This is a genomic window from Acidobacteriota bacterium (genome assembly GCA_034211275.1).
Taxonomy (GTDB): Bacteria; Acidobacteriota; Thermoanaerobaculia; order Multivoradales; family JAHZIX01; genus JAGQSE01.
Window position 1 is genome coordinate 13,687 of record JAXHTF010000057.1, and the last position, 20,008, is coordinate 33,694.

General features: G+C 68.6%; 16 protein-coding genes. 4 read left to right on the forward strand and 12 right to left on the reverse strand.

The genetic code is table 11. The features are described 5' to 3' along the window. Positions 1–33: 33 nt before the first annotated feature. Complete coding sequence (locus SX243_11385) at positions 34–2,067, reverse strand: M12 family metallo-peptidase (GenBank protein ID MDY7093561.1); 2,034 nt, start codon at positions 2,065–2,067, stop codon at positions 34–36. A 236-nt stretch (positions 2,068–2,303) separates the two neighbouring features. Here SX243_11385 and SX243_11390 point away from each other — a divergent pair, with 236 nt between their 5' ends. Then, on the forward strand, positions 2,304–3,413 hold the full coding sequence (locus SX243_11390) for a prephenate dehydrogenase/arogenate dehydrogenase family protein (protein ID MDY7093562.1): 1,110 nt from the start codon (positions 2,304–2,306) through the stop codon (positions 3,411–3,413). Between the two features lie 24 nt (positions 3,414–3,437). Here the strand turns inward: SX243_11390 and SX243_11395 are convergent, their stop codons facing one another. The 6 genes from SX243_11395 to SX243_11420 all read right to left on the reverse strand — a co-directional run bounded on the left by SX243_11395 (position 3,438) and on the right by SX243_11420 (position 9,582). Beyond that, on the reverse strand, positions 3,438–4,085 hold the full coding sequence (locus SX243_11395; GenBank protein ID MDY7093563.1) for a class I SAM-dependent methyltransferase: 648 nt from the start codon (positions 4,083–4,085) through the stop codon (positions 3,438–3,440). A 26-nt stretch (positions 4,086–4,111) separates the two neighbouring features. Further along, positions 4,112–4,705, reverse strand: a complete 594-nt coding sequence (locus SX243_11400) for a polymer-forming cytoskeletal protein (GenBank protein ID MDY7093564.1) — start codon at positions 4,703–4,705, stop codon at positions 4,112–4,114. 160 nt (positions 4,706–4,865) lie between these two features. Then, a complete protein-coding gene (locus SX243_11405; protein MDY7093565.1) occupies positions 4,866–5,195 on the reverse strand; it encodes a hypothetical protein in 330 nt (109 codons plus the stop codon). After that, the gene (locus tag SX243_11410; protein ID MDY7093566.1) at positions 5,168–5,473 is read right to left on the reverse strand and encodes a hypothetical protein; all 306 of its coding nucleotides are present in this window, start codon (positions 5,471–5,473) and stop codon (positions 5,168–5,170) included. The genes SX243_11405 and SX243_11410 overlap by 28 nt, the downstream gene beginning before the upstream one ends. Before the next feature lie 94 nt (positions 5,474–5,567). Continuing rightward, on the reverse strand, positions 5,568–5,909 hold the full coding sequence (locus SX243_11415) for a cupin domain-containing protein (GenBank protein ID MDY7093567.1): 342 nt from the start codon (positions 5,907–5,909) through the stop codon (positions 5,568–5,570). A 256-nt stretch (positions 5,910–6,165) separates the two neighbouring features. Beyond that, the gene (locus SX243_11420) at positions 6,166–9,582 is read right to left on the reverse strand and encodes an error-prone DNA polymerase (GenBank protein ID MDY7093568.1); all 3,417 of its coding nucleotides are present in this window, start codon (positions 9,580–9,582) and stop codon (positions 6,166–6,168) included. 386 nt (positions 9,583–9,968) lie between these two features. On the opposite strand from SX243_11420, the gene SX243_11425 reads away from it, so the two are divergent. Continuing rightward, positions 9,969–10,715, forward strand: coding sequence for an SDR family oxidoreductase (locus tag SX243_11425; GenBank protein ID MDY7093569.1), 747 nt, complete (start codon positions 9,969–9,971; stop codon positions 10,713–10,715). A 71-nt stretch (positions 10,716–10,786) separates the two neighbouring features. Here SX243_11425 and SX243_11430 read toward each other — a convergent pair whose 3' ends face one another. From SX243_11430 to SX243_11440, 3 genes are all read right to left on the reverse strand, one after another. Then, positions 10,787–11,584 (reverse strand): hypothetical protein, encoded by a 798-nt coding sequence (locus SX243_11430; protein ID MDY7093570.1) that lies wholly within the window; start codon positions 11,582–11,584, stop codon positions 10,787–10,789. 124 nt (positions 11,585–11,708) lie between these two features. Beyond that, positions 11,709–13,301 (reverse strand): DNA polymerase Y family protein, encoded by a 1,593-nt coding sequence (locus tag SX243_11435; GenBank protein MDY7093571.1) that lies wholly within the window; start codon positions 13,299–13,301, stop codon positions 11,709–11,711. 15 nt (positions 13,302–13,316) lie between these two features. Continuing rightward, the gene (locus SX243_11440) at positions 13,317–14,120 is read right to left on the reverse strand and encodes a hypothetical protein (GenBank protein ID MDY7093572.1); all 804 of its coding nucleotides are present in this window, start codon (positions 14,118–14,120) and stop codon (positions 13,317–13,319) included. A 493-nt stretch (positions 14,121–14,613) separates the two neighbouring features. On the opposite strand from SX243_11440, the gene pdxH reads away from it, so the two are divergent. Further along, entirely contained in the window at positions 14,614–15,294 is a 681-nt protein-coding gene (pdxH, locus tag SX243_11445) for a pyridoxamine 5'-phosphate oxidase (protein MDY7093573.1), read from the forward strand. 12 nt (positions 15,295–15,306) lie between these two features. Continuing rightward, a complete protein-coding gene (hflX, locus tag SX243_11450; protein ID MDY7093574.1) occupies positions 15,307–17,037 on the forward strand; it encodes a GTPase HflX in 1,731 nt (576 codons plus the stop codon). 224 nt (positions 17,038–17,261) lie between these two features. Here hflX and SX243_11455 read toward each other — a convergent pair whose 3' ends face one another. After that, complete coding sequence (locus SX243_11455; GenBank protein MDY7093575.1) at positions 17,262–18,821, reverse strand: sulfatase; 1,560 nt, start codon at positions 18,819–18,821, stop codon at positions 17,262–17,264. Between the two features lie 85 nt (positions 18,822–18,906). After that, positions 18,907–20,008 (reverse strand): carotenoid 1,2-hydratase (locus tag SX243_11460; protein ID MDY7093576.1); only part of this gene is annotated, 1,102 nt, incomplete at its 5' end.

Here is a 20,008-nt window from a genome sequence, read left to right on the forward strand (position 1 = left end):
GGGCTTTGGATGGGGGCCTAGAGCCGAGCTTCGTCAGTTGCCGATGTAGGACATGCGGTTGGAAACGAAGCCGTCGAAGTATTGGGTTCCGTCGGTGCCCACGTCCAGGCCGCCGACATTGCCCAGACGGAAGAACTCGCCGAGCCAGCCATCGTTGTCGATGCCGCTGACGGTCTCCACCAGGCTGCCGTCGAGCCAGAAGCGAAGGGTTCCGTCGTTGGTGCCCGTCGCGGTGGCCTTGCGCCATTCCACTTCGATCATGTGGGGCGCGTCGCTGAGGTCCGTCCAGGCGGTCTTGGACCAGCTGTCGTCGTCGTTGTGGGCCTTGACCAGGATCGAGTACTCACCCCCCGGCACCTTGCGCACCACGAAGGTGAGAAGTCGCCGTTGGCTGGGATCGGTGCCGAAGAGGAAGCCGATCTTGTGCCGCTTGTTGTCCACCATGGTGATGGAGTTGGGGTCGTACCAGAAGCGTACGCGGTAGCGCGGCTCGTCGCTGGGGGTCTCGTCCACCACCCAGGCGTTGGTCTGATCGTCGCTGGCGGCGCTCACCGCCATGCCGTTGGCCGAGCCCGGCGCGATGCCGGCGGCGCCGCTGGTGGTGAGATTGCCGCCGGGGTCGTTTTCGCTCCAATTGCTGGTACCGGACTCGAAGGAATCCTCGAAGATCAGGTCGTCTCGATAGGTCAGGCAGCCGGGGAAGGATCCGGCGCGAGAGACCACGTGGGAGTTCATGCGGTCGGGAATGCGTTCCGGGGCGGTGCCGAAGGGATGACCATCGCCCAGGGTCAGGCTGATATTGCCCAATCCGCCGCCCAGCAGGTGGCAATAACTCATGATGGTGCCGGTGCCTGGACCGCTGCCGGGCAGCGACGTGCCGCCGCAGTAGCAGCCGCTCTGGCCGCATTGGCCGGAGTAGCATTGATCCACCGCGCTGGGGCTGCCGCCGACGCCCTCGTAGCAGTGGCTGTGGGGCGAGTTGAAGTTGTGGCCGATCTCGTGGGTGGTGACCACGATGTCCCACACCGAGGTCGGAATGGCGAGATTGAAATTGCCGCCGAGACCGGCGCTGAAGCCATAGTCGCCGCCGTAGTTGTCGCTATTGGGGGAGAGGCTGGGGCAAGCGCCGCCGTGGTTGTAGTTGAAGGCGCCGCTGCACAGGACGCCGACCCAGGCGATGCCGCCGCCCAGGTTGCGGCCGCTGAGGAAGTGGGCGAAGGTGCGGTCGACCTCGCTGCGGTTGTCGTTCCAATAGCGGCCGAAGTCGAAGAGGTTGCAGGTCGTGGAGGTCTGACCCCAGGGATCCGACGGCGAGGTCCAGAGGGAGAGGTGCTGGAGCAGCATGGAAGTGTCCACCTCGTCGCTGTAGACCACCGAGGCGTAGGCCACCAGGTCACCGGCATAGTCGATGGCGTCGCTGATGTCGCCGCCGAAGAGCTGGAGATACTCCCAATCGGTCTCGAAGGCGGCGCGGGCGGTGAAGGTCGGGGGTGTTCCTTCGGTAGCGGCGGGAGGCGCCGGTGCGGTCCCCTCCGTCGGTGCCAATTCGGCGCCGGGGGGCGGCAGAAGCTCATCGGTGGCGCAGGCGAAGTCCGCCGCCTGGGCCGCCATCTCGGTGGCGGTGTCGATCTCCCGCACCGCCAGGCCGCTCACCGGGCCACCGGCGCGCTCACCGCCGGCGAGGATCCACCAGCGTCCCTGGCTCTCCACCAAGCCGCGCATGCCGCCGCTCTCGAGCACCGAGAGCACTACCCGAGATCCCGGATCACCGTCTACCCGGCCTTGAAAATAGGCATTTTTTGGCACCGGGTGGAAATTTTCGGTCCCCTGGCCATCGCGGGAAACCAACACCGCGTCCGGGGCGAAGGCTTCGAAGCGAGTCAGAATCAGACGGTCGGAGCTGCCGAGCTCCGGGACGTTCTGTAGCTCGAGGGTCTCCCCGGTGGGGATGGCTCGGGCCAGGGTCTCCAAGTCTTGAGAATCGGCGCTCAATACCGTGGCAGCGCCCGCGGATGGGGCGGTGCTCAAGACGAGAACGGCACCGAGCAAGAGAGTCCAGAACTTCATGTTGAGAATCCTCCAAGATCATTCAGGCCATCCCGGTGGGAAGTTGTTCCATCTTCCTATGCGCGGGACAGCGTTGCGGCTAGGTAGCTCTATACAAGGAAGCAAATATCATGCCGATCTGGGCTCTGGGGATGTTGTCCCCTGCGAGCCTCCGGAGGGCACTTGGATAAGCGAGCCCTCGTTTGCCGGCGAGGCGAACGAGCAAGGCCATCTCGGGCCAGCTGAGAGGAGACGCTGTGAGTCGAACCATGGATGCGAAAGAAGCGGCGGAGCTGGCGTCGGTGCGCGGCGAGATCGAGGCAGCGGATCGGGAGCTCCTGACCCTCGCCGCCCGCCGCCTGGAGCTGGCGCGCCGAGAAGGTGAGCTGAGGCGGGCGGCGGGAGGTGTGGGCATCGACTTCACCTACGAACGGGTGGTGCTGGAAGCAGCCCGACGTTTGGGGGCGGCGGTGGGCTTGGGAGCGGAAGTGGCGGAGGATCTGGTGGCGCGGCTGGTGCGGGCCTCGGTGACCGCTCAGGAAGAAGACAGTCTGCGCCAGGCCGCCACCGGCGCCGGAGATCGCGCGGTGGTGGTGGGCGGCAGCGGCCGCATGGGCCGCTGGATGTGCCGTTTTCTTGAAGCTCAAGGGTTCGACGTGGCGATCCTCGACCCGGCGCTGCCGGCGGAGCGCCAGCGGGCGGAGACCTGGCTGCCGACGGCCCAGCTGGTGATCTGCGCCGCTCCGCCGCGCCCCGCTGCGGAGATCTACGAGGCCTGGTGCTCGGCGCCGCCTTCCGGCGTCATCGCCGACCTGGCGAGCATCAAGACCCCGCTGCTGCCGGCACTGCGCCGGTTGCAGGAGGCCGGCGGCCGAGTGGCCTCCTTTCATCCCATGTTCGGCCCGGACAAGGCGCTGCTGCGGGATGCCGACGTCCTGCTCTGTGAGACCGGCGATGGGGATGCGGAGGAGGTGATAGAGAGCCTCTTCCGCCCCACCACGGCCCGCTTGGTGCGGGTGCCGGTGGAGCAGCACGACCGGCTGATGGCGGATTTGCTGAGCCTGGCCCACGCCGCTGCCATCGCCTTCGCCGTAGCGCTGCCCGCGGCCGATCACCCGGTGCGCAGCACCACCTTCCAGGCGCTGGAGGACCTGGCCGGCCGGGTGGTCTTGGAGAGCCCCGACGTGTACTACGAAATCCAAGCCCTGAACCCTCATTCGGTGCGCGCCGTGGAGAAGCTCCAGTCGGCCCTGGACACGCTCTTGGACATGGTTCGCCGGGGCAATGTGGAAGGCTTCCGGCAGCTCATGGAGCTGGGACGCCGCCGCACCACCACCGTCACCTGTCATTGGGCTGGTGAGTCGTAGGGCGGGGGAGGAAACTCCGAGAGGTCAATCCTCTTCGTGAGCATCCTCCGGGCGATAGGTGAGCAAATACTCCTGCATGCCGTGGCGCAGTAGGAAGCTCTTGCGCACCTCGAACCCCGGCATCGCCCGTAGTAGGTCCGGTTGGTGGTAGCGGGGGCCGGGGCGAGTGGCCTCTTGGTTGCCGATGGCGGCCAGCCGATCCGGCGCCAGGATGCGGTAGGCCAGGGGGCGGGCGGGGATCTGACGCCGAATGGAGACCATGCAAAAGAGCTGGGTTCCCGAGTGACAGAGGGGGATCAGCCGCTGCATCAGGGCTGTCAGCTCGGGGCGGCCCAGATAGTCCAGGACATCCCAGGCCAGGATCACCTCATACGGCTCTCCGCCAGCGGGGGGCAGCAACTCGTCGCACACTTGGCCAAAGGAACCATCGTTGTCGCCGTGGGCGGCGTTGGCCTCCGCCAGGCCACGGTAGAGATCCGTCACGTGCAGCCGGCAGCCGAGGGCCGCCAAGGTCTCCAGATTGGATCCGGCGGCGGGCCCCAGGTCCAGAACCCCCTGGCCCGGTCGCTGCCGGAGCTGCTCGAAGATGAAGGGCAGGGCCAGGCTGTGGCGGACGACGTCGTCGCCGCCGTTGGTGCCGGAAGAGCGGTTGGACCGGAAAGGACGAGCCATGGCGCGGGGCATGGTGGGGCGCGGGCTCAGGACCGCTGACCGCTACGGCCCGCCGAAGAGGAAGAGCCACCGGAGCCGCTGGATCCACCCTTCGAGCCGGAGCTGCCGGAGCTGTCCTTCGAGCTGGAGCCTCCGGAGGAGCCCCCCGAGCCTCCCGAGCTGCTTCCGGAGCCGCCGCCGGCGTTGCGCTTCGGTTCCATGTCGATGGAGCCCTTGAACTGCGCTCCGTTCTGTAGGCTGACCCGGGGGGCGGTGATATTTCCCTCGACATTGCCGGAGTCGTGGAGGATCACCTCCTCGGTGCCGTAGAGATTGCCCACCACCGTGCCTTCGACGTGGATGCTGCGGCCGTGGACATCGGCGTGGGCGCGGCCGTTGGAGCCGATGGTGACCTTGTTCTTACGGAAGGCGATGTCGCCGTCCACCGTTCCTTGGATCACCAGGTCCTCATCACCGGAAATCTTGCCCTCGATGGTCACCGACGGGCCGATGAAGGCCTGTTGCCCGCTGCCGGAGGGGGCAGGGCGACGCTCCGCCGGGTTGGACCGGGGGGATTGGGCACGGGGCGGGGCGGCGGCGGATGGGGCTTCAGGCTTCTGCGGCTCGTTCTTTTTCCACACTCTCGGGGGTCCTCCTGGCGGGGATGTTGGTCTAGGGATTTAATTATGGCGATGAATCTATTAGTGCTGTCTCAGGATGTCAACCGGGCTGTCTCGGGATCTCGACTGGTAGGTCCGGACCCGCCCAGTGATGCTACCAGCTCGGCAGGTCCGTAAGCCCTTACTTTCGCTGCAGTGAATCTTCTCCGGGCTCAGGAAGGGAGCTGCCGGCACGCCGACGGAAGATGGTCACCGCATCCGCGCCGCCAGGGATGGGGATTCGGGCTACCTCTTGGTAGGCGGAGGAGAACCACTGCCGGCCCACCACCTGGGCCATCAGTCCGTGGACGCGCCCACTGTCCAGCACATAGTCGGTGGGAGAGGTGAGGAAGGCATGCTCCAGATCTCTGCGGGCCACCGCGGTGAGCACGCCGGGGGTGACCAGCCCGAGGAGGTCCAAGACGTGGCGCTGGCTGAAGTAGGCTACGGTGCCCACCTCCACATAGGCCACCGTAGCGTCCGGCGGCTCGTGGCCGGTTCCGGGGCGACCCGGGCGGCGATCAGTAGGATCGCCAAAGAGGGCAACAGCTCGAGGCCGTTGTGCAACCAAAAGTAGGTGCTGGTGAGCACCAGGCTCCCGGCCCCCAAGGCTTCCGGCGTCCGGCCCAGGCGCCGCCCTTCCAGCGTCAACAGGCCGGCGAGGCGAGCGGTGAGCAGGCCGACCACCAGGATCCACGCCGCCGCCAGCAGCAGCCAGCCGAGGGTGCGGATCTTGGGGAAGCTGGGCATGGCGGCCGGGTGGCTCAGGTCCCCGCCGGCCCGGTTCTGTGCCGGCGGCAGCGCGGGCTCGGTGGAAGCAACGGGTACAGGGGGAGCGTAGAGCTCAGCGGGATGGAGCGCTGGAGAAGAAGACCAAGATCTCCAGGTCCTCGGTGATGGAATGGAAGCGGTGCTCGATGCCGGCGCGCACGAAGAGGACGCTGCCGGGGCTCACCGCCTGGTCTTCCTCTCCGGCCTTGAACCGCCCCCGGCCGGCCACCACGTAGTAGACCTCGTCTTCATCGTGGGGACTTTGCAGATCCGGTTGACCGGCGGCCAGCCGGTAAACGCCGCAATTGAGGCTGGGGACCCGCAGGAACTCGCGATAGGGATCGTCCGGGAGGGACGGCAGCTGGTCGAGATGAAAATAGCGGGCCGGCGGTGCGCCGTTGGATTCGGTGGTCATGAAGGATCACCTCGAGAGATCGTGGTTGAGGAGCCCGGGCAGGTCGACAGCACCTCGGTGAGCAACGAGCCTCCCCCTCTACCGGGAGGTCGGGTGGGGGGCTGGGAGAGGGGGATCGAGGGGGTGAGGGCTGGCTCATTCGAGTCGCTCTTCTCCGTCTCGATTAGTTCGATAGGTGGGCTCTTTTCTAACATCTTACTAACAAAAACGAAGAGTAACACGCTATCCCGAAGGCCCGATCCCGCCTACCCCGTCCTCAGCGGAAGTCATGGCTGGGGGTCTCCAGCACCTCCCGTAGCGGCGCGAACTCCTGGCCGAGGATGCTCCAGCTGCCGTCCCGGCTCTGCAGCTCACCCTCGACGATCAACCCCGGGGAGCCGACGATGATCTGGCGCTGGCGCTGCAGCAGGTCTGGGCGCACGATGGCCTGGGCCATGCCGGTCTCGTCTTCCACGGTGATGAAGAGGATGCCCGAGGCGGTGCCGGGGCGCTGGCGCACGATCACCGACCCCGCCACCTTGACCCGGGTGCCGGGCTGCATCCGCGGCAACACCGCCGCCGGCACCACTCCCAGGTCCGCCAGCCGGGGACGCAGGTGGGTCAGGGGATGGGCGCCGGTGGTCAGACCGGTGCCTTCGTAGTCAGCGATCATGCGGTCGACGTTGGACATCTCCGGCAACGGCGAGGGCGCCGTGTCGGGCTCGTGGCGGTAGAGCTCGCCGGCGTCCTTGGACACCCGGGCCACCTGCCATAGGGCCTCCCGGCGGCTGTGGCCGAAGCCCCGCAGGGCGCCGACTTGGGCGAGCAGATCGAGCTCCTTGCGCCGCAGCCCGCAGCGGTGGGCCAGCTGCTCCAGGCTGGCGAAGGGCTGCGCCTGGGCGATGGCCTCGCCGGACTCCCGCCGCAGCCCGCGGACGTAGCGCAGACCCAGACGCACGGCGCCGGCGGGGGCGCCGGGATAGCGGCGCCGCTTCGGCCGGTCCTCCCAGCGGCAGCGCCAGCCGGAGCGCTGGACGTCGATGGGCAGCACCTCGACACCGTGTCGCCGGGCGTCCTGAATCAACGTCGCCGGATGGTAGAAGCCCATGGGCCAGGCGTTGAGCAGGCCGATGAGGAAGGCGGTGGGGTGGTGGGCCTTGAGATAGGCGCTGGCGTAGGCGATGAGGGCGAAGCTGGCGGCGTGGGATTCGGGGAAGCCATAGAGGGCGAAGGAGGTGATGCTCTGGACGATCTGATCCTGGGTGGCGCCGCGGATGCCGCGCTCCTCCATGCCCGCCCGCAGCCGCTTCTCGATGGCCTCCATGCGCTCCGCCGAGCGCTTGAAGCCCATGGCCCGGCGCAGCTCCTCCGCCTCGCCGCCGGAAAACCCCGCCGCCACCATGGCGATGCGCAGCAGCTGCTCCTGGAAGAGGGGCACTCCCAGGGTGCGCTCGAGGATAGGCTTCAGGCTGGGGTGGAGATAATCCACCGGCTGGCGCCCCTGGCGGCGCTCGAAGAAAGGATGGACCATACCGCCGACGATGGGGCCGGGGCGGATGATGGCCACCTGCACCACCAGGTCGTAGAAACGCTGGGGATTGTTGCGCGGCAGCGACGCCATCTGTGCCCGGCTCTCCACCTGGAAGACGCCCACCGTATCCGCCTGACGCAGCATCTCGAAGGTCTTGGGGTCGTCCGGCGGCAGGTGCGCCAGGTCCAGATTGACCTTCTCCCGGTGGCGCACCAGGGGCACCGTCTCCTCCAGGGCGTTGAGCATGCCGAGGCCCAGCAGGTCGACCTTGATGATGCCCAGATCGGCGCAATCGTCCTTGTCCCATTGCACCACCGTGCGGCCGTCCATGGCCGCCGGCTCCAGGGGCACCACCTCGTCCAGCCGGCCGGCGGCGATGATCATGCCGCCGGAGTGCTGGCCCAGGTGCCGGGGCAGATTCTGGATCCGCTGCCAGAGCTGGGCGAAGAGGCGGATGCGCGGCTCTGCCGGATCGAAACCGGCGGCGGTGATCTCCCGTTCCAGGTCCTTCTCGTCGCCGCGGCTGCGGTCGTAGCTGAAGCGGCCCAGCTGCTTCGACAGCCGATCCACTTGCGCCGACGAATAACCCAGGGCCTTGGCCACCTCCCGCGCCGCGGAGCGGTCCCGATAGGTGATGACGTTGGCGGTCATGGCGGCGCCGTGGGGACCGTAGCGCTCGTAGACGTAGCGGATGACCTTCTCCCGCTGCTCGCCGGAGGGCAGGTCGAGGTCGATGTCCGGCCACTCACCGCGCTCTTCGGAGAGAAAGCGCTCGAAGAGCAGCTCCATCTTCACCGGATCCACGGCGGTGATGGAGAGGGCGTAGCACACCGCGCTATTGGCGGCGGAGCCGCGGCCCTGGACCAGAATGCCCTGGCGCAGGCAGAAGCGCACGATGTCCCAGACGATGAGGAAATAGCCCGCCAGCTCGAGCTTCTCGATCATCGCCAGCTCCTTCTCGATCTGCGCTTGAGCGCGGGCGGTGAGGGGCCGGAAGCGCGCCCGGGCACCGTTCCAGGCGACGTGGCGCAGGTAGGAGGCCGGCGTCTCCCCCGGTGGCAGGGGATAGTCGGGGAAGCGGTAGCCCAGGTCGGCGAGGGTGAAGTCCAGCTCCCGGGCCAGCTCCACGCCATGCCCCAGGGCCTGGGGCAAATCGGCGAACAGGCGTCCCATCTCGGCGGCGTTTTTCAGATGGCGCTGGCGGTGGGCCGTCAGCAGTCGTCCGGCGGCGTCCAGATGGGTGCGGTGGCGCAGGGCGGTGAGGACGTCGTGGAGGGCCTTGTCCTCCGGGCGGGCGTAGGCCACCGCGTTGGTGGCCAGCAGCGGCAGCCGGCAGCGCCGGGCGAGCTCCACCAGCGCCTGGTTGCGATGTTCCTCCTCGCGCCGCTGGTGGCGCTGGAGCTCTACGTGGAGGCGTTCTCCGAAGGTGCCCCGGAGCCGCTCCAGCAGTCGTCCGGCAGCCTCCGGGCCGTGCTGCATCAGGGTGCGGGCGAGGGGGCCCTCGGCGCCGCCGGTGAGGCAGTGCAGGCCGGCGGCGTGGGCGCAGACGGTCTCCCAATCCACCTGCGCTTCGCCCTTCGGCCGGCCGCGGGCGGCGGCGGTGAGCAGCCGGCAGAGATTGCGGTAGCCCTCGGCGCTACCCACCAGCAGGGTCAGCCGGTCGTGGGAGTCGGCGTGGCGGGCCGCCGGTGGCCGCCCCTCGCCCTCCCGCTGCTCCGGCAGGAGCCCGGCCGGGCCGCGACGCCGATTCGCCGCCAGCGCCCGGGCGGTGGGGGAGGGCTCCGGCGCCAGCACCACCTCCGCCCCCACCAGCGGCTTGATCCCCGCCTCCCGCGCCGCCTTGTAGAAGCGCGGCGCGCCGTAAACCCCGTTGACGTCCACCAGCGCCGCCGCCGGCAGCTCCAGCTCCGCCGCCCGGGCCACCAGATCCTCCGGCTGGGAGGCTCCATCCAAGAAAGAAAAAGCCGACGCCGCCCGTAGCTCCACGTACTGATCGGTCCCGCGGTGACCACCCCGCCCGCGCCGATACCGCCGTTTGCGCAAGGCTTCCTTGCGGGCTCCGGGGGAGGTACGCAGATGCTTGAGGGAGTATCCGAAATCCCGGGAAGGTGCTCCGGTGGGAGCCCCCGAGGTGCTCTGCTGGGGCTCCGAAGAAGGTTCCAAAGGAGGCTCCGAAGAGGGAGGATCATGGGGTGGAGGATCTCGCCGGCTCACGTCTACTAGTCTAGGCGTAAATAGGGCGTAAATCAATTCTCTCGGGCCTGGGGTCAGCGGCCCAGCGAGAAGGCGCTCAGGCCTCGGCACTGCTGGCCACCGCAGGCGGGGGATCCGGAGCGGCGCGCGGAAAACTCGCTGCCGCTCAAACAGTTCCGCGCGTTTCTCCGCTCCGGATCCTGCCTGCGGTGGGTGCCTCGGAGTCTTCGCGTCTTCTCGCTGGGCCACTGACCAATACAAGAGAGATCGTGAGAAGCTTGCCCTGTCTCGACGAGTTCCGTCTCGACGAGCTCCGTCTCGACGCCCTTGCACCAGAATTCTTCAGGAGATCTCCCATGGCCAGCGATTCCTCTTCCAGCTCTCGAACCTCTGCCAATCCGGTCGCCCTGGTCACCGGCGGCACCGGCGCCCTGGGCCAGGCGGTGGTCCGGCGCTTTCTCGACGACGGCTACGAGGTCCACGTTACCTGGATCGTCGAGCGTGAAGTCGAGCGTTTCCGCGAGCAATTCGAGGGCGCGGACGCGGTGAAGCTGCACCGTGCCGACCTGACGGATGAGGATTCGGTGGCGGAGCTCTTCGCGGCGGTGGAGAAGAGCGCTGGCCGCCTCGACGCCCTGGCCAACATTGCCGGCGGCTTCGTCTACGCGTCGCTGGAAGATACGGATGCCAAGAGCTGGGAGAAGATGCAGGGGATGAACGCCACCTCCTGCTTCCTGTGCTGCCGCGGCGCCCTGAAGCTGCTGCGAGCTTCCGCCGAGGCTGGGGCCGGCGGCGCGGTGGTCAACGTCACCGCCCACCCGGCGGTGGAGCGCGGTGCCGCCAATATGAGCGCGTACTCCGCTTCCAAGGCGGCGGTGCTCAACTTCACCCAAAGCCTGGCGGCGGAGCTTGGCGGCGACGGCATCACCGTCAATGCCATCGCCCCCTCCGTCATCGACACCCCCGCCAACCGCGACGCCATGCCCGACGCCGACACCGCCACCTGGCTCACCCCCCAAGAGATCGCCGCCGTCGTCGCTTACCTCACCGGCCCCGAGGCCCGCATCGTCACCGGCTCGGCGCTGATGTTGTCGAAGGGATAAAAAAGGCCGCGGTTCCGGAGGAGAGGAGAACCGCGGCGTCAGGAGAGAGAAGGAGCTTGGGCGGGGCGTAGTCAGCGGCCGAGGGCGGTGGCGAGATCGGGGGGAGCTGCGCGGGAATAGTCGAATACGATGCGCACGTCCAGGCTGTCGCCGTCGTCGTCCTCGATATTCGACAGCCCCTCGAAGACCAGCAGCCGACGGGTTTCACGGTCGAAGATCAAATCGATGGGGTCCACCAACAGGCGGAAGACGGGGTTGCCGGGCTCCATCCGCACCCGTAGCGCCGGGCGGTCCTGATAGGCGCCGCCGTCGGTCTTGAGCGCCCGGAAAGCGACGAAGCGCTGGCGGGCCGGCACGGCGAAATCCAGCGGCACCGTCTCTCCCGCCGCCAGCCGATCCCAGTGGCGGGTGACGAAATACGCGAAGCCGGCGTCGATGACGGCGGTGGCCGGAAGCTCTACACGCTCCTTCTCGGCGACGGTTTTGGCGGGCTTCTGGGCGAAGAGCAAGACCTCGCCGCCGTCGACCTCGGCGCCCTCCCGATAACCGCTGCGGTGATCCTCCATCTCGAAGCTCGGCGTGATCACGCCGGCCTCATAGGAAAGATGCTTGGTGGCGAAGACCTCGCCGCCGGGCTTGCGGTACTCCACCGATGCGCCGACCAGCCGGTCACCTCGCCAGCGTTCGCGATGATGCTCGGAGTAGAGCTCGGCACCGGTTTCCAGACAGTAAGCCCGAGCCTGATAGGAAACGGCGGTGGCGGCCGGGGTCGTAGCCCCCGCCGGCAACGCGGCGAGGGTTAGCAGCGAGGGCAGAACGAGCCCGAGAGCGCGGTGAATTCGAAGGTTCGGCAGCGGGTGCAGATTCATTGAAGTAGAACCTCGAAGCAGTGGATGACGGCGTCCGGATCCTCCGGAGAGGAGCGGGGCTTCTATCTCTAAGCTTCGAGGTGGCAGCGGATTTGGATGAGGTACCGGCAGAGGAGTGAGTGCTTCAGTCGTACACCCCATCGGCAAACCAATCGCCACCGGTGCGGTCGCGATAGATGCGGTAGACGCCGCCGGTGGAGAGCTCGACGTCCCAATAATCCCGCTCCACCGACTGCTCGCTCCACCAATCCTCCTCCAGGTCCCAGGGACCCGAGGCGACCCGGACGCGGCCCTGGATTTTGGGGCGCCGGGCGTTGTCCTCGATGTCCAGGGCTTTGACCGAGAGCAGCCGCAGCCCGGCGGCGTCGGGGAGGGGCGAGGCTCCGGCAGCTTGGGTGCCGTTGTTGGATGACGGTGGTTCGGCGGTGATCACCTCCAACGCCACCGGCGGGCGCAGCACCCGCACCGTCAGCAGGCCGCGGCCCCGGGGGGGATCCCGGCGCACCTCCGGCGGTGGTGGCGGGGAGTATTCCACCAGGGTGAAGCCCTCCGGCCGATGGCTGTCGGCGGGGCGGGGGGAGCCTACCCGGTCCGGACCCAGGAGGGCGAAGAGACGGGCGAGGGTGGCGGCCAGGCGGTCCGGGGACAGGGCCTCGGGGCCGAAGAGGGAGAGTTGAGCCTCCCGCGGGCGGTCGGGGTGGGCGGAGAAGTGGAAGCCCGCCACCGGCGCCCCCGGCGGCCGGGCTTCGAGCTCCAGACGCACCAGGGTGAGGAGGGTCTTGACCTCGCGGGTGGGAGCCGGCAGATCGATGCCGCGCTCGTGGAATCCGTCGGGCTCGAGGTTGAGGGAAAGGTCGAGCTTGCGGCAGGCCAGGCCGCGGCCGGCGAGGCGTTCGGCGAGGCGGTCGAGGGCGGCGCGGGCGACGAAGAGGAAGGGCTCCAGGGCCACCAGCGGCCACTCCAGATGCATTCCTTCGCGGAACGACGGCGGCGGCTGGCGCGGGGTCAGGGGCTGGGGATCGAGACCCCGGGCGATGGCGTGGAGAGCCTGACCGGAGGATCCCAGGCGGCTCGCCACCTCGTCCCGGGGCAGACCGGCGAGCTCGCCGACGGTGCGGATGCCCCAGCGGGAGAGGGTTTGGGCCACCTCCAGATCCGGCGACAGGCGGCCCAAGGGCAGAGGGGCGAGGAACTCCGACTCGTCGCCGGCGGCGACCACCGTCGGGGAGTCGGGTTGACCGGCGGCCACCCGCGCCGCCAGCTTGCTGGAAGCGACGCCCACCCGCACCGGCAGTCCGTGGGCCTCGGCGGCGCGGATCAGGGCGCAGCCCAGGTCGCGCTCCGGATGATCACCGGGGAAGTGGCGCTGCAGACCGTCGGCGTCGAGATAGACCTCCCCCGGCCCGGCGTCTTCCACCCGCGGCGAGAAACTCTCCGCCGCCTCTAACAACGCTTCCTGGGCGGCCCGCTCGCACTCGGCGTCGCGGCCCCGGGCGATGAGCTTGGGCATCAGCGCCCGGGCCTGGGCGAGGGTTTGGCCGGGGCGAACGCCGGCGCGGCGAGCGGCGCGGGTGGCGGCCATCACTCGGGCGGCGGTACCGCTGCCGCTGAGCACCGCCAGCCCCTCCTGCTGCAGCTCCGGCTCGCTGCGCAGCCGCGCCGCCAGCGGGAAGAGGGGGACCAGCAGGCAAGCCAGCCGGGATGCACGCACGGACATGGGGCGCCACGGGCCTCAGCCGGTGGCGACGAGGGCGGGGAAGGAGGCGGTTCGGGGACGCGGCGGCGAAGCTTGCGCTCCATCTTGGGAGGGACGGTGCGCGGTCGGCGCGACGGGGGGCATTGGGGCCTCGGGGGCGCGCAAGGTCAGGCGTTCGGTCTCGCCTCCGTGCACCCCCCGCCGCTTGGTCAGGCTCAGTCGGGCTTCCAGCCCCTGGAGTAGCCTGGGGCCGCCGCTGCTGCCCCAGGCCGGCCGCAGTCGACGCATCTCCATCACCGCGTCGGCACCGGTGCCGCTGATGCGATAGGGGCTGGAGACCAGTAGGGCGGCGTCCCGGGCCTCGGCGGCACGCACCAGGCGGAGCCAAAAAGATTCCGCCCCGCGGCGCCCCAAGGGGGGATCGCCGAGCTCCAGCACCACCAGCGGAAACCCGCTGTCGAGGAGCATCTCGGTGCTCTTGAGGGCGTCCCGCAGGTGTTTGGGCCGCAGCCATAGAAGGCGTTCCAGAGACACTCCGGCGCTCTCCGCCGTGCGCGGATCGAGATGATCCCCCAAATCCACCAAGGCAGCGGCCTCGCCGACTCGGGTGGCTGCCGCCAAGGCAGCGAGGACGGTGGAGAAGCGGCCACTGGAACGCCAGCCCACCAGCTCCACGGTGCCCCCCCGGGGCAGACCGCCGCCGAGGGCCCGGTCGAGGGCCGCCACCGTCGTGGTCAAGCGCTGTTGCGGCCGGCGGCGGGCCCGGGCGAGTTGGGATTGGGCGAGCTCGGCACCGCTTTTGAGCTGGCGCCGCAGAGGCTGCGGTAAGCTATCTAACAATGGCCTGAGGACCGGCCGGGGAGGCGCTTGGACGAGACGGTTATCCTCCCCGGCCGAAGAATCCTCAGGCCAACTCGATTTCTGAACAGTCTTTCTTTCGACCGTCTTTGCGGCGGAACCTCGGTCGGTCGAGCCCCTTAGGTCGCCGGTCTCCAGGCTTCCGGTAGTCTCCACGCTTTCGTCGGAGAAGAGCTGGGCATGGGCGGTGGCAAGGTTCATGGCTCGTTCGGTGTCCGTCGTCGATAGAGAGACTTTAGGCGTAAAAGAGGCGTAAGTCAAGGGGTATTACGCCCTGTTTACGCTAATGAGGCGTAAGTTCCCATGAATAGAGACTGGGTGCCGGATCGACGATCTCGGCGCTTCGCCGGTGCTTCGGTCCGCCCTCGACCCACGATAGGCTTGGGTTAGTGAATGCACCCCGAAGAGATACAGTGAGAGACAGAGCCCACACCCAACTTTCCGCCCCGAAGTCTTACGAGACCCATAGACCATCATGAGCTCATCCGATCCGACCCACCGCCCCGAAGCCCCGCAAGATCTGGAGATCCATGACTTGCGCAGCGAGTACACCCGCGACGATCTGCGCGCGAAGGATCTTCATCCCGATCCCGTGGAGCAATTCAAGCTCTGGTTTCAGCAGGCTTTGGACCGCCAGGTTCCGGAACCCACGGCCATGACCCTGGCCACTGCTGATACCGAGGGCCAGCCCTCCCTGCGCACCGTGCTACTCAAGGAGGTGGAGGGCGAGGACTTCGTCTTCTACACCAACTACGAGAGCCGCAAGGGTCGCGAGCTGGCGGCCAACCCCAAAGCGGCGCTGCTCTTTTTCTGGCCCCAGTTGGAGCGCCAGGTACGCATTGAGGGCATCGTCCAACGGGATTCCCAGGAAGCCGCCGAGGCCTACTTCAAGAGCCGCCCTCGGGGGAGCCGGCTAGGGGCCTGGGCCTCGCCTCAAAGCCGTCCTCTGAAGAATCGCCGAGAGCTCGAGGAGGCGTTCGCCGCGGTCGAGGAGCGCTTTGCCGACGGGGAGGTTCCCCTACCGTCCCATTGGGGAGGCTACCGGCTCACGCCGACGGCCCTCGAGTTCTGGCAGGGGCGCCCCAGCCGGCTCCACGACCGCTTTCTCTACTCCCGGGACGCCGACGGCTGGAGCCTTCGACGGCTGGCGCCGTAGCGGCCTTTCTCGATGCATCTGGACGGCAACCTCCGCGGTCTCAAGACCTCCGACCGCAAAGCTCTCGAGCGCACCTTCCGCCGGCGGACGGCGCCGGAGCAGGTGGTGTCTCCGGAGCTCGCCCGCCACCTCACCGAGATCTCCCGGCGCATCGGCCGGCAGGTGGGGGTGCTGCTGGGGCGCGACGGCACGGTGCGCAACGTGGTGGTGGGGGATGCGGGCCAGCTGACCCTCCCCGACGTGGGCCGCCTGCGCGGCGGTGTCGGCCGTTTCCGCGGTCTGCGGTTGGTGCACACCCACCTCAAGGGCGAGCCCCTCTCCGCCGACGACCTCAACGACCTGGCACTGCTGCGGCTGGATCTGGTGGCGATGGTGGAGGTGCTGGCGGACGGCTTGCCGGGACGCATGGAGCTGGCCCACCTGGCCCCCTTTCCGGAGCTCGACGAAGAGGTGCTGGCGGTAGGGGATGAGAACGGGCTACCGCACGATCAGGGGGCGAGCCCGGCGGACGCCGTCGATCCCTTCGTGCGCATCCAGGCACCGGATGTCCACCGTCTGGACTTCGACTTCGAGGCGAGCATCCGGGCGTTGGAAGCCGAGCTGCGGCGGGTGGCCGGCGGCGGCGCCCGCACCGGCCAGGAGCGGGCGCTGGTGGTGGGGGTGCAGGAGGACGACGAGCATTTCGCCGAGACTCTGGAGCTGGTGCGTTCCGCCGGCGTCGAGATCGCCGGCACCAGCCGCCAAAAGCGCCGCCGGGTGCATCCGCGGACGGTGGTGGGGCGGGGCAAGCTGCAGTCCATCGTCCTCGACAGCATGCGCCGGGGGGCCACGGTGGTGATCTTCGACATCGATCTCAAGCCGGCCCAGGGCCGTGCTTTCGAGGATGCCACCGGCCTCAAGGCCATCGACCGTACCCAGCTGATCTTGGACGTCTTCGCCCAGCGTGCCAAGAGCCGGGACGGCAAGCTGCAGGTGGAGCTGGCGCAGCTCAAATACTCGCTGCCGCGGCTCACCCGCAAGGACGCCGGGCTCTCCCGCCTCGCCGGCGGCATCGGTGGCCGGGGCCCCGGTGAGACCCAGCTGGAGGTCGGGCGGCGGCGCATTCGGGACCGCATCCGGGCGCTGGAGAAGCAGATCGAGCGCCTGTCCAAACAGCGCGACGTGCGGCGTAGCCGCCGGCGCAAGGAGGGGGTGCCGGTGCTCTCCATCGTCGGCTACACCAACGCCGGCAAGAGCACCTTGCTCAACGCCATGACCCGCAGCGAAGTGGCGGCGGCGGATCAGCTCTTCATGACCCTCGACCCCACCAGCCGCCGCCTGCGCTTCCCGCGGGAGGGTGAGGTGGTGATCACCGACACCGTGGGCTTCATCAGCGATCTGCCGCCGGACCTGGTCACCGCCTTCCGCGCCACCCTCGAGGAGTTGGAGGATGCCGATCTGCTCTTCCACGTCGCCGACGCCGCGGACCCGCGGTTGGAGACCAAGGTGCGGGCGGTGGAGTCCCTACTGGCGGAGCTGGGTATCGGTGATCTGCCCCGACTGACGGTGCTCAACAAGGCGGATCTGGTGGACGAGGCGACCCTCGCCGAGCTGGTTCGCCGCTACCAGGGCATCGCCGTGAGCGCCGTGCGCCGGCGCGGGCTGAGGGATCTCATCGCTGCCGCCGAGGCGCAGCTCGGCCGTCGGGAGCCACTCTTGCCTTCGTATCCGGGGGAGGAAGCGGCCCGAGGATCGAAGACCTAGGCTGACTCTTGGCAGCCGCGGACCGTCTCTCGCTTGGAATCCGCTCAGGCCTCGGCACTGCTGGCCACCGCAGGCGGGAGAGCCGGAGCGGCGCGCGGAAAACTCACTTCGTTCAGACAGTTCCGCGCGTTTTTCCGCTCCGGCTCTGGCCTGCGGCGGGTGCCTCGGAGTCTTCGCTGGATTCCAACCGAGAGACGGCCCGCTACCGTTGGTGGTAGGCCACCTCAGAGGTAGCCCAGAGAGCGCAGGCTCTCTTTCTCTTCTTCGCTCAACTCCGCCGCGGGTGCTTCCGTGGTGCCTTCGGGCCGCTGCGGGGGCGCGAGCCAGGGGCCGGCGTTGAAGAGGCGTCGGAGCTCCTCCAACATCTCCGGTTCCTCCTCGGCCAGGGACTGCAGCTCCCCAGGATCCCGATCCAGGTGAAAGAGCTGCTCGCGGCGCGGATCCTTCGGCCGCCGTTGGTCGCGGAGATATTTCCACGGCCCCAGCCGAAGTGATTGATGGCGGTGGGGGAGAGCGTCCGGGGTGGTGGAGTAGACGGCCCGCCGGGGGGCGCTGGCCTCTCCGGCCCAGGGCGCCAGGCTACGGCCCTGGAAGCTCGGCGGAGCTTCGATCCCCAACAGCTCCAGCACGGTGGGGGCGAGGTCCACCAGCGCCACCGGGCCTTCGATGGAGCGGGGCTCGAGGCTGCGGTTCCCTGCCTCGCCGGTCGTTCCTTCATTCTGCAAGTGCAGCAACAGCGGTACGTGCACCTGATGCTCGAAGACGTACCAGCCGTGACCGAAGAAATAGTCGTGCTCCCCCAGGGCCTCGCCGTGATCGGCGGTGAAGGCCACTAGGGTGCGGTCCAGGTGGCCGGCTTCGCCGAGGAGGTGGAAGAGCCGCCGGAGCTGGTCGTCGAGATAGCGGATCTCGGCGTCGTAGCGGGCGATGTAGAAATCCCGCTGCCGCCGCCGGGGGTGCTCCAGGAAGAGCCGCCGCTGATAGTGGGGTACGCCTCCCAGTCCCTGGTTCCAGCCGATGCTGCGCTTCTCGTCCACCCGCAGGCGGACTCCCACGGAGCCGTCGTAATGAGGGTCTCGGACATAGCGGTCGGCGTAGTCCGGCGGTGGATCGTAAGGACCGTGGGGGTCGATGTAGTGCAGCCACAGGAACCACCGGGGCTTCGTCTCGTGCTCTGGGGCCTGCTCTAGGGCCTGCTCCAGAAGAGCCTCGAGCTCCGGCAGGGCCTTCTCGGTGAGGCCGGCGGCGTCCGCCTCGGGCAGGAAGGTGAAGCGTTGGAAGCCCTGGTCGACGCCCCGGGAGGGGACCAGGTTGCCGTTGGTAGTGAGGGCTGCGGTTAGAAAGCCCTTATTCCGCAGAACCTCTGCCAGCGTCGTTTCCGCGGCTGCCAGGCGGCCGTCGTTGCGCTCGACGCCGTTGCTTCGGGGATAGCGAGCGGTGAGCAACGAGGCCACCGATGGCAGCGTCACCGAAGCTTGGGCGCCGGCATCCAGGTAGCGCACCGAGCGCGCCGCCAGCTGATCGAGGAAGGGCGACGTGTCCCGAGGGTAGCCGTGGTAGCCCAGATGGTCGGCGCGCAGGGTGTCGACGGTGATCAGGAGTAGATTCTCCGCCGTCTGCTCCGGGGAATGGCTCGGCGAGGGCTCCGGGGGGTGGAAGCCGCAGCTGATGAGGAGCAGGCTCGCGACCAGCAAGGCCAGGGCCGTCGGCCCTAGAACCCCCAGCTTCGAGTCCGGTCGAGTCGCCGGCAGTGGAGACCGGAGGGCTGGAATAGGAGGGCGCATGGCGGCGAGTCTCGCGGCGATCTTGTCGTAGGTATCGGGCCCCTCGCAAGCTTCCTCACCCCGGTCCGCGATTCAACGGGGCAGCTCAGCGGGGCAGTCCGGCGGCCTCCGAGGCGTAGCCGGTGAGCTCGACATAGCCTCGCCCCGTCACCGGCGAGCCGTCGGCGGCCGTGCCTTCGACCTCCACGGCTCCCTCCCAATAGCGCACCGCCAGCCGCAGCTCCTGGTTGGGGATCAGGGCGTTGATCTGCAGCTCTACGGGGAGCTCCAGTCCCAGTCCCGAGGACGAGCTGGAGATGTCGGTGGCATCCCCGGAGGGCGCGGCGAGGCGTAGCCGCCAGGCCACCGGATAGGTGGCGGTGCCGTCCGGGCTCTGCCAGCGTTCCAGTACCTCCAGCTCCATCGCCTCCGGCGGCAGCCGGTAGTGGCTGCCGTCGGGGGCCACCAGGGCCACGTCGTCGTAGGGGTCGGGCTCGCCGTCGCGCCGGCGCAGGCGGAAGAACATCAGCTCGGATCCACCGTTCTCTGGCCCGTCGAGCTGCAGCGAGAACCAATCCCAACCCTCCAAATCCGGTCCCAAGGCGCTGGTGCTCCACTCGCGGTCGAGCCAGCTGGTGGCCTCGACGGTGAAGCGCTCCTGCCCCAGGCGGAGGCTGCCAGCACCGGCGAGGCGGGTGTAGGAGTAGTAATAGGAAGCGTTGCCCGGATCCGGTCCTTTGCGGCTGTAGCCGTCTTCGCCCTGGAAGACCGGAGGTTTTTCGGGATGGAGCTGGAGGTCCAGGGTGATGGGCGGCCCATCGTCTTCGCTCCCGTTCTCGCCGGTGGGGCTAGAGAGGGATGGGACGGAGCTGGCTCGGAGCCGGAGGGGCCAGATGCCGTCGGCGTCCGCGCCCGAGAGGTCGACGCTCTCCAGGCTCCAATCCTCCAGCCAAACTCGGAAGGGCTCCGCCTGGGCGCCGGCGAGGCCGAGGGCTCCGCGGCTGAAGCGCTCGAAAGGGTAGAAGCGGCCCGATTCCACGTCGGTGACGGTGAAGTGGGCCATGTAGAGCTGGTCCGTGGCCCAGGCGGAGGAGCGCAGCGGCATCTCGCCGGGGGGCGCCAGGGCGGTGCGGAAGAAGGTCAGCTGATATCCGAAGCGGCGGCCGTCTTGGGCTTGTAGATGACCGGTGAAATACCACCACTCGGTG

Bases quoted from the DNA above. Each gene is read 5' to 3' on its own strand.
- SX243_11385 (MDY7093561.1), bottom strand. From the start codon at position 2,067: ATGAAGTTCTGGACTCTCTTGCTCGGTGCCGTTCTCGTCTTGAGCACC.
- SX243_11395 (MDY7093563.1), bottom strand. From the start codon at position 4,085: ATGGCTCGTCCTTTCCGGTCCAACCGCTCTTCCGGCACCAACGGCGGC.
- SX243_11410 (MDY7093566.1), bottom strand. From the start codon at position 5,473: ATGCCCAGCTTCCCCAAGATCCGCACCCTCGGCTGGCTGCTGCTGGCG.
- SX243_11415 (MDY7093567.1), bottom strand. From the start codon at position 5,909: ATGACCACCGAATCCAACGGCGCACCGCCGGCCCGCTATTTTCATCTC.
- SX243_11425 (MDY7093569.1), top strand. From the start codon at position 9,969: ATGGCCAGCGATTCCTCTTCCAGCTCTCGAACCTCTGCCAATCCGGTC.
- SX243_11430 (MDY7093570.1), bottom strand. From the start codon at position 11,584: ATGAATCTGCACCCGCTGCCGAACCTTCGAATTCACCGCGCTCTCGGG.
- SX243_11435 (MDY7093571.1), bottom strand. From the start codon at position 13,301: ATGTCCGTGCGTGCATCCCGGCTGGCTTGCCTGCTGGTCCCCCTCTTC.
- pdxH (MDY7093573.1), top strand. From the start codon at position 14,614: ATGAGCTCATCCGATCCGACCCACCGCCCCGAAGCCCCGCAAGATCTG.
- hflX (MDY7093574.1), top strand. From the start codon at position 15,307: ATGCATCTGGACGGCAACCTCCGCGGTCTCAAGACCTCCGACCGCAAA.
- SX243_11455 (MDY7093575.1), bottom strand. From the start codon at position 18,821: ATGCGCCCTCCTATTCCAGCCCTCCGGTCTCCACTGCCGGCGACTCGA.